Source organism: Nocardioides sp., from assembly GCF_031422975.1.
Taxonomy (GTDB): Bacteria; Actinomycetota; Actinomycetes; order Propionibacteriales; family Nocardioidaceae; genus Nocardioides.
The window spans coordinates 1-1692 of sequence record NZ_JANPEO010000528.1 but is presented as its reverse complement, the minus strand read 5'-3'; the positions used below and the strand labels follow the sequence as shown (position 1 = coordinate 1692).

Genomic DNA, 1692 nt, shown 5'->3' with positions numbered 1-1692 from the left:
CCGGCGATCTCGCTGGCAGGGCGAGCCTCAGCGCTCCAGCAGGGTGATGAACTCCTGCAGGTCCGCCGCCGACGCCGACCCGTAGACGAGCACCGTCTCGTCGCCGTACTCGATCGCGTAGCCGGTGTCGCCGCCCTCGTCGGTCCAGGTCTGCCAGGTCGAGCCGACCACGCTGTCGAGCTCAAGTGGTGCGCCTTCGGCGGCGTCCTCGTCGATGTTGAGCTCGACGAGGTCGCTGACCGACTCCTCCTCCTGACGCAGACCCACGAACGTGTCCTTGTCGGTCAGGGCGCTGATTCCCCACAGCGGCGGGTCCGTCTGCTGGAGGTCGACCGCGGTGGCGATCCAGCCGGCAGGCAGTTCTGCGGGGGCGATCACGTCGAAGCCCGCGCCGCGTGCAGCCTCAGCGGCGGCAGCGAAGTCGACCGGTTCGCGCTCCACCTCGAGATCCGCGCGGGTCAGCGACCGCACCAGCACGAACGCGCCGATCGCCAGCAGCGTCACGATCATCGCCCCGATCAGGCCGTTGGACGAACGCTGGTAGCGGCCTGGCTTCTCACTCACGCCGGCCATTCTCACAGGTGCCGACCGCGGAGTGCCGCACGGGACGGCGGTGCTGCCCCCGGCCTGAAGGTCACCTCGCGCGCGACCCGCCACAATGGCGCCATGACACCGGATCCGATGACCTACCGATTGGCCGAGGCTGCCGAGATCCTGGGCGTGAGCGACGACACCGTACGCCGCTGGGTGGATGCCGGACGGCTGACGACGGCCGGCACCAGCCCCGCCGTCATCGCCGGCACCGACCTCGCCGCGCTCGCCGAGTCGCTGCTCGACGAGCCCGACCGCGACCGCAACCGGGCGAGTTCGGTCAGCGCGCGCAACCGGTTGCCCGGCATCGTCACCCGGGTCAAGAAGGACACCGTGATGGCCCAGGTCGAGATGGTCTGCGGCAACAACCGGATGGTGTCGTTGATGAGCGCCGATGCCGCCGACGAGCTCGGGCTCGCTCCGGGAGTCCGAGCCATCGCCTCGGTGAAGTCGACCAACGTCGTGATCGAAACCGTCTGACCGCAAGTGCGGGTTCATCAGGGCGCCAAGTTCCCGCACATGCGGCACACTGTGCCCATGAGACGACACGGAGTAGCGGTCGGAGCGGTTCTCTTCTCCCTGCTTGTCCCGCTGGCCGGTTGCGGCAGCGAGGAGACGCACACCGTGACGGTGCTGGCGGCCGCCTCACTGACCGACGTCTTCGAGGACCTGGCCACGGGGTTCGAGAACGCCCACGAGGGCACCACGGTGGCCTTCTCGTTCGGTTCGAGCACCGACCTCGCCGAGCAGGTCGCCGACGGCGCGCCCGGCGACGTGCTCGCCACCGCCGACGAGACCTCGATGCGGCTCGCGCAGGACGCGGGCGTCACCAGCGAGGTCTCCGCCTTCGCGACCAACGTGCTGACCCTCGTGACGCCGCCCGACAACCCCGCCGGCATCGAGTCGCTCGACGACCTCGAGGGCGCCACCTGGGTGCGCTGCACCGACGAGGCGCCCTGCGGCCGGGTGGCGGCGGCCGTGCTCGCCGACAACGCCATCACCGCAGAGCCGGCCAGCCTCGAGGAGGATGTCCGCGCCACCCTCGACAAGGTCGTCTCGGGGGAGGCCGACGCCGGCCTCGTCTATGCCACCGACGTCGTC

3 protein-coding genes are annotated in these 1692 nt (G+C 70.3%); 2 read left to right on the top strand and 1 reads right to left on the bottom strand.

The genetic code is table 11. The features are described from left to right. Nucleotides 1–27: 27 nt before the first annotated feature. A complete protein-coding gene (locus RMO85_RS15750; protein ID WP_310529669.1) occupies nt 28–564 on the bottom strand; it encodes a DUF4245 domain-containing protein in 537 nt (178 codons plus the stop codon). A 102-nt stretch (nt 565–666) separates the two neighbouring features. Between RMO85_RS15750 and RMO85_RS15745 the strand changes: the two genes are divergently transcribed. Both RMO85_RS15745 and modA read left to right on the top strand, forming a co-directional pair. Then, on the top strand, nt 667–1071 hold the full coding sequence (locus RMO85_RS15745; RefSeq protein ID WP_310529668.1) for a TOBE domain-containing protein: 405 nt from the start codon (nt 667–669) through the stop codon (nt 1069–1071). 57 nt (nt 1072–1128) lie between these two features. Continuing rightward, on the top strand, nt 1129–1692 hold a 564-nt coding region (gene modA / locus RMO85_RS15740), incomplete at its 3' end, for a molybdate ABC transporter substrate-binding protein (RefSeq protein ID WP_310529667.1).

Coding starts and splice junctions, on each gene's coding strand:
- RMO85_RS15745 (WP_310529668.1), top strand. CDS start 667: ATGACACCGGATCCGATGACCTACCGATTGGCCGAGGCTGCCGAGATC.